Origin of the sequence: Photobacterium sp. NCIMB 13483 (genome assembly GCF_003025475.1) — a bacterium.
Taxonomy (GTDB): domain Bacteria; phylum Pseudomonadota; class Gammaproteobacteria; order Enterobacterales; family Vibrionaceae; genus Photobacterium; species Photobacterium piscicola.
Map to the genome: position 1 here is coordinate 25,105 of NZ_PYLV01000034.1, position 6,003 is coordinate 31,107.

At 37.8% G+C, this 6,003-nt stretch carries 8 protein-coding genes; 7 read left to right on the forward strand and 1 reads right to left on the reverse strand.

Features of this window, described 5'->3' with window-relative positions:
• Positions 1 to 57: 57 nt before the first annotated feature.
• Positions 58 to 480, reverse strand: coding sequence for a universal stress protein (locus tag C9I86_RS18625; RefSeq protein WP_080159267.1), 423 nt, complete (start codon positions 478 to 480; stop codon positions 58 to 60).
• A 254-nt stretch (positions 481 to 734) separates the two neighbouring features.
• Here C9I86_RS18625 and ftnA point away from each other — a divergent pair, with 254 nt between their 5' ends.
• From ftnA to C9I86_RS18660, 7 genes are all read left to right on the forward strand, one after another.
• Positions 735 to 1,265: a non-heme ferritin gene (gene ftnA / locus C9I86_RS18630; RefSeq protein WP_080159266.1), complete on the forward strand. Its 531-nt coding sequence runs from the start codon at positions 735 to 737 to the stop codon at positions 1,263 to 1,265.
• A gap of 71 nt (positions 1,266 to 1,336) precedes the next feature.
• Entirely contained in the window at positions 1,337 to 1,675 is a 339-nt protein-coding gene (gene uspB, locus C9I86_RS18635; RefSeq protein ID WP_199190817.1) for a universal stress protein UspB, read from the forward strand.
• A gap of 145 nt (positions 1,676 to 1,820) precedes the next feature.
• Positions 1,821 to 2,930 carry a mechanosensitive ion channel family protein gene (locus tag C9I86_RS18640; protein ID WP_080159265.1) on the forward strand — a complete coding sequence of 370 codons (1,110 nt, stop codon included), beginning with the start codon at positions 1,821 to 1,823 and terminating at the stop codon, positions 2,928 to 2,930.
• A 146-nt stretch (positions 2,931 to 3,076) separates the two neighbouring features.
• Positions 3,077 to 4,264, forward strand: a complete 1,188-nt coding sequence (locus tag C9I86_RS18645) for an NAD(P)/FAD-dependent oxidoreductase (RefSeq protein ID WP_080159264.1) — start codon at positions 3,077 to 3,079, stop codon at positions 4,262 to 4,264.
• A 382-nt stretch (positions 4,265 to 4,646) separates the two neighbouring features.
• On the forward strand, positions 4,647 to 4,850 hold the full coding sequence (locus tag C9I86_RS18650) for a cold-shock protein (protein ID WP_005372118.1): 204 nt from the start codon (positions 4,647 to 4,649) through the stop codon (positions 4,848 to 4,850).
• Between the two features lie 348 nt (positions 4,851 to 5,198).
• A complete protein-coding gene (locus C9I86_RS18655; RefSeq protein WP_080159263.1) occupies positions 5,199 to 5,408 on the forward strand; it encodes a hypothetical protein in 210 nt (69 codons plus the stop codon).
• A gap of 212 nt (positions 5,409 to 5,620) precedes the next feature.
• Positions 5,621 to 5,836, forward strand: a complete 216-nt coding sequence (locus C9I86_RS18660; protein ID WP_080159262.1) for a cold-shock protein — start codon at positions 5,621 to 5,623, stop codon at positions 5,834 to 5,836.
• The last annotated feature ends 167 nt before the right edge of the window (positions 5,837 to 6,003 follow it).

Here is a 6,003-nt window from a genome sequence, read left to right on the forward strand (position 1 = left end):
GCTATCGTGACGACGAGTAGCAGTCGTTATAACAACGACTGCTATATTTATGATGAGTTATTTTAGCGGTACGATCAATAAATCAACCGGAGTGCGGCTAATAAGTTGACGAGTCGATGATAAAATTTTACTCCAGAAATCTTGATGATGACCACAAATGACTAAATCAACGTTAAGATCTTTGATAGTGCTACAAATTTCTTCACTTAAATCACCGCTACCCACTAAGGTGTGAGCAACCGGGTAACCCGCATTATTAGCAAGCTCATGTAATCGAGTTTGAGCATCGCTTTCAGCACGTTCGTGCATTTCTGCTAAGTTAATATCAATCAAGCCAGTGTAGAGATCAGCATAATCAACATCGATGTGAACCAGTGATAGTTTAGCATTCAATGATTGCGCTAATTTAGCTGCTTTATTGACGAGATAGACGCTATCTTCAGAAAGATCGATAGCAGCGATAATATGTTTATAAACCATCACTTATCTTCCATAACCATATAATAATGGTCTATGTTAGCACTGGTCTACACTTAAAAATATCGATTAGATCGCATCTATAGATTACGAAATGGTTAATTATTTTTCGTAAACGTTGAGCCGTTTTTATTGTTATTTTAGTGGTTTATACTAATAGTCGTTCCTTTATTGAGGACGTTTTGTTCATTTGTTGCATTCTTAACAATGCACAGTGACAATGTCTTGATTACACTTAAACAAACAGGAGTAGTGCAATGTTAGCCAAGGCAATGGTTGAAAATCTTAACGAGCAAATTAATTTAGAGTTCTTTTCTTCAAATTTGTACTTACAAATGAGTGCATGGTGTGAAGATAAAGGGTTTGAAGGTGCCGCTGCGTTCTTACGCGTGCATGCTGCTGAAGAGATGGAGCATATGCAACGTTTGTTTACTTATGTGAGTGAAACCGGTGCGTTACCGATTCTAGGTACCATTGAAGCACCAAAGCATGAGTTTGCTTCTCTTGGTAATGTATTTCGTGAAACTTATGAGCATGAACAACTTATCACAAAAAAAATTAATGAATTAGCTCACGTTGCATTTTCTACTCAAGATTATTCAACGTTTAATTTCTTACAGTGGTATGTGTCAGAGCAGCACGAAGAAGAGAAATTATTCAAAGGCATTTTAGATAAAATTGAATTAGTTGGTGAAGATGGTAAAGCGCTATTCTTTATTGATAAAGATTTAGCTGCAATGGCTAAAGGCGAGTCAGCACCAACATCAGTCATGGACTCACAAGCTTAAAGTGGTTCAGGGGGCGTGATAATACCGCCCCTTTTATCCCTATAAGTGCGTGACATTAAGAGGGGATAACTATGATCAGTGGTGATGCACTTTTGGTTGCGATTTTTTTGGTGGCAACCGTTAACACTTGTCGATATATCAGTACATTACGTTCTTTGTTAGTCGTGATGCGAGACTGCGATCCGTTGTTATATCAGCAAGTTGACGGGCGTGGTTTTTTTTCGTCACAAGGTAATGTCAGTAAACAAATTCGCTTATTTCATTACATTCGTAGCCAACAGTATAAAAAACATCACGATCCGCTATTTATGGCTAAATGCATGAAAGTTCGTAAATTATTTGTCTTGGCGAGTACCTTTATGATTACCTTTTTTGTGGCTATTTTTGCCGTGGCCTTTCTCGGGCTTTAAAAGAGCGCTCTCTGCTTAGGTGTCACTTTCCTAGTGACACTTTCTTTGCGATACCCTTATTCAGTGTTATATCATTCATTTGATATAGTTATAACTTATCAATGTCGCTTCACTTATTACTATTTAGTATCGGAACAATGTCGCTATGGATCAATTTGTCGTTTGGTGGTCATCACTTGAAAAAGGTGCCTCTGTTAATTGGATGTATAACATCGGCTTGTTGCTGCTGTTAAGCACATTATTATGGTGCGGGTGGTTATTACTTTCACGTCGATTAGCAACCATAGCGAGTAAAACCCATTTTATTTGGGATGATGCGTTAATTGATGCCGTTCGAGCCCCTGTTTCATTGTGTATTTGGGTGTGGCCTGGGTTAATGTCATTAGGCATTATGGTTGATAACATCACTTCTTATTCAAGTGGCTTCTTGGCTTTATTACGCCACTTACTATTGGTCGGGGTCTTTATTTGGATTCTGATGCGATTGATCACCAATATTGAACAAACCATTTTAGATAATCGCCCACATCGAGATGCTACTACCGTCACCGCTATTTCAAAAATATTACGCTTAATTGTAATGGTATTGAGTAGCTTAATTGTGATGCAAAACTTCGGTTTAAGTTTGTCGGGTTTGCTGACCTTTGGTGGTGTCGGTGGTTTAGTGGTCGGTATGGCAGCCAAAGATTTATTGGCGAATTTCTTTGGTGGCATGATGATTTATTTTGATCGTCCCTTTAAAGTGGGTGATTGGATTCGCAGTCCTGATCGCCAAATTGAAGGAACGATTGAGCGAATAGGGTTTCGTATGACGGTGATTCGCACTTTTGATAAACGGCCGTTGTACGTCCCTAATTCAGTTTTTAGCTCGGTAGTGGTAGAAAACGCCTCACGAATGCAGAACCGTCGTATTAAACAAAGTGTTGGTTTACGTTATTGCGATGCGGCGGTTGTGGGGCTGGTGGTTGATGATATAAAAAAAATGCTCCAAAACCATGCCGATATTGAAACACGCCAAACCTTGATTGTGAGTTTTGACACTTACGGACCATCGTCACTGAATATTTTGGTGTACACCTTTACTAAAACCGTTGATTGGGTCAAATACAAAGCGGTTCAGCAAGATGTGATGCTTAAAATTGTTGAGATTGTTCATGCTCATGGGGCTGATTTTGCGTTCCCAACCACGACCTTAGATATGCCAACCGCTGCGGTGACGGCATTAACGTCGATAGATTGTCATCAACAAGCTTGATTTTAATCGAATAAATCGTTGTGGTGGGATAGCTGTTGGTATTGGGCTAAGAGGCAGGTAAAATAGCCGTAACAATAGAAAAAGGATGCTAACTGTTAGCATCCTTTTTGCGTTTATTTAGTGACATTAAAGGCTGATTGAAATCCATGGCGAACAAATATGATGTAGTAATTATTGGTGCAGGTGCTGCCGGCTTAATGTGCGCAGCTACAGCAGGCAAGCGCGGACGCTCAGTGCTTGTGCTAGATCACGGTAAAAAACCTGGTCGTAAAATTTTAATTTCAGGTGGTGGTCGCTGTAATTTTACCAATAATGATGTTGCTGCTAATAATTATGTTTGCCGTAATCCCCATTTTGTTAAATCAGCATTGTCACAATACAGCCAATGGGACTTTATTGGGTTAGTTTGTCAGCATGAAATTGATTATGAAGAGCGTGATCATGGGCAATTATTTTGCTTAGATTCCGCAAAAGACATTGTCAAAATGTTGGTGGCTGAATGTGATATGCCTAATATCAGTTTACGTTACCAAACTGACATCAGTGCTATTACCCAATTAGAGACTGGGTTTAGTTTGAATGTTAACGGTGAAACGATCAGCTGTGAATCGCTGGTGGTGGCGACAGGGGGCTTGTCGATGCCTAAATTAGGTGCGACCCCATTTGGCTATCAAATTGCAGCACAGTTTGGTTTAAAAATGGTGCCAACCACAGCAGGATTAGTGCCATTTACACTGCATAAGCAAGATAAAGACGCTTTTGAAGAGCTATCGGGTATCGCAGTGCCTGCAGTGATTACGACCGAAGACGGAACTAGCTTTAAAGAGAATTTACTGTTTACTCACCGTGGCTTATCTGGCCCTGTGGTCCTACAAATATCTTCGTATTGGTTGCCAGGACAAAAGGTAAGTATTGATTTATTACCAACGCTTAATCTGGCTGAAACGTTACTTCAATTACGAGATCAGCATCCAAATCAAAGTATAAAAAATACGTTATCTCGTCTGTTGCCTAAGCGTTTAATTGAAGTATTGATCACTCGTGGCGACATTATAGATAAACCGCTAAAGCAGCTTGATCATAAAGAGTTTGAGCAGTTAGCCACCTATTTCCATCACTGGAATATTGCACCTAATGGCACCGAAGGCTATCGCACTGCTGAAGTGACCCTTGGTGGCGTTGATACAGATGAATTATCATCAAAAACCATGGAATCGAAGCGGATTAAAGGGCTGTTTTTTGCTGGTGAAGTGATGGATGTTAGTGGTTGGTTGGGTGGTTACAACTTCCAATGGGCATGGAGTTCAGGTTATGTTGCTGGTCAAAATGCATAATTTTTAAGCGACAATGTTATCTGTTGAGTTCTGAAAAAGATTCAAATTTTATCCAAAGTGGTGTTTTTTTATTGATATTGCTTGGTAGTGATTAAATATTTACCAAGTAATATCATGTGGTTAATTGTTATTTCAATAATTATCAAAAAATAAATCTTTACAATAATTGCTAACCACATAATAATGTCGGTGCTCTGTTGTTCAGAGTTATTAATGAAAACATCAAGTAAAAGAAAAACCCTCAGAATATCTTCGTTATTGTTGCATTCCTTAGTGTTTCCCTTAGCTTCATCGTCACATTCAATAATTCAAGCTTTCAGCGCATCGTGATTTATTCGCGTTTAATTTTTTATGAATTTTAATCAAAATTAAGGGACACATTATGTCTACTGGTATCGTTAAGTGGTTCAACGAAGAGAAAGGTTTCGGCTTCATTACTCAAGATAATGGCGGCGCTGACGTATTCGTTCACTTCCGTGCAATCGCATCTGAAGGTTTCAAAACTCTTGCTGAAGGCCAAAAAGTGTCTTTTGAAGTAGAGCAAGGCCAAAAAGGTCTTCAAGCTGCAAACGTTGTAGCTTTATAATATTTTAAGTCGACGCAAATGGTCGCAGTACCGTTTGCGTCACTTTTAATAACACCCATTTAACTTAAAAATTATTTATACAATATCATCGAAATATAAAACACTTCCAACATCTGCTTCTGTATTTGTCGTTACGTTCATATTTACTTCGTTACTTTATTATAAATAAAAATTTAAATACTTAATTAGCATGAATAATGTTAGATGCCTTTTATCATCTGAATATTTTTCTGCTAGTAAAAAAACTAAGGATACTTATGTCTCGTTCATTAGGCCGTAAGCGATTTTGGTTCCAACAGAATCGTCAAGAAAACCCTGTAAATACAAATGAAAATCAAGAGGTTAATAATGATAGTAAACTTTAATTTAGTAAAAAACCAACGCACTTGGAGTGCCAATATCCATCAGTTAAACAGTGATGTATTAAAGCGTCATGTTCTTATTAACGGTAATGTTGATAATCTTGATATATCATTTAGTTACTGTGAAAAAACAGCGGCAGGTAACATTACAAATAGTAGCAATAAAGTAATTGGTAATTTCTACATTTCTTATTAATACCCCAGGGGATTTAATTAAGAAATGATTTTAATTAAATGTCTTATCTCGCCAAATGACATTATTTAATAACAATATAAGTATGGTACACCTTCATAACAATTCGGTATGGTTATGAGTATAAGGGTAGTACAGTGATTTATATGAATATTATCATTTCAGATTATTGCAGTGTGCGATAATTTACTCAGATTCAAATTAAGGGACATTCAATGTCATTATCAAAAACAATCGGTACTGTTAAGTGGTTTAACGAAGAGAAAGGTTTTGGTTTCATTACTCAAGACAATGGCGGCGCTGACGTATTCGTTCACTTTCGTGCTATCGTTTCTGAAGGCTTTAAAACATTAGCTGAAGGTCAGAAAGTATCATTTGACGTTGAGCAAGGCCAAAAAGGTCTACAAGCAGCGAACGTTATCGCGTTATAATTCGATACGCTACTCGCTAATAAAATGCTGGCTAAGGCCGTAATGCTGATCAGTTAAGCCCAAAATGATCAATTGAACGATCCTGTAGATGTGTAAAAATCCAAGTGTATTTAATGCACTTGGATTTTTTTATGTTTTTAAGACAAGCACTTGAACAGATACATGCC

Excerpts from the sequence above, each read along its gene's own strand:
- C9I86_RS18625 (WP_080159267.1), bottom strand. The coding sequence starts at position 480 with ATGGTTTATAAACATATTATCGCTGCTATCGATCTTTCTGAAGATAGC.
- ftnA (WP_080159266.1), top strand. The coding sequence starts at position 735 with ATGTTAGCCAAGGCAATGGTTGAAAATCTTAACGAGCAAATTAATTTA.
- uspB (WP_199190817.1), top strand. The coding sequence starts at position 1,337 with ATGATCAGTGGTGATGCACTTTTGGTTGCGATTTTTTTGGTGGCAACC.
- C9I86_RS18640 (WP_080159265.1), top strand. The coding sequence starts at position 1,821 with ATGGATCAATTTGTCGTTTGGTGGTCATCACTTGAAAAAGGTGCCTCT.
- C9I86_RS18645 (WP_080159264.1), top strand. The coding sequence starts at position 3,077 with ATGGCGAACAAATATGATGTAGTAATTATTGGTGCAGGTGCTGCCGGC.
- C9I86_RS18650 (WP_005372118.1), top strand. The coding sequence starts at position 4,647 with ATGTCTACTGGTATCGTTAAGTGGTTCAACGAAGAGAAAGGTTTCGGC.
- C9I86_RS18655 (WP_080159263.1), top strand. The coding sequence starts at position 5,199 with ATGATAGTAAACTTTAATTTAGTAAAAAACCAACGCACTTGGAGTGCC.
- C9I86_RS18660 (WP_080159262.1), top strand. The coding sequence starts at position 5,621 with ATGTCATTATCAAAAACAATCGGTACTGTTAAGTGGTTTAACGAAGAG.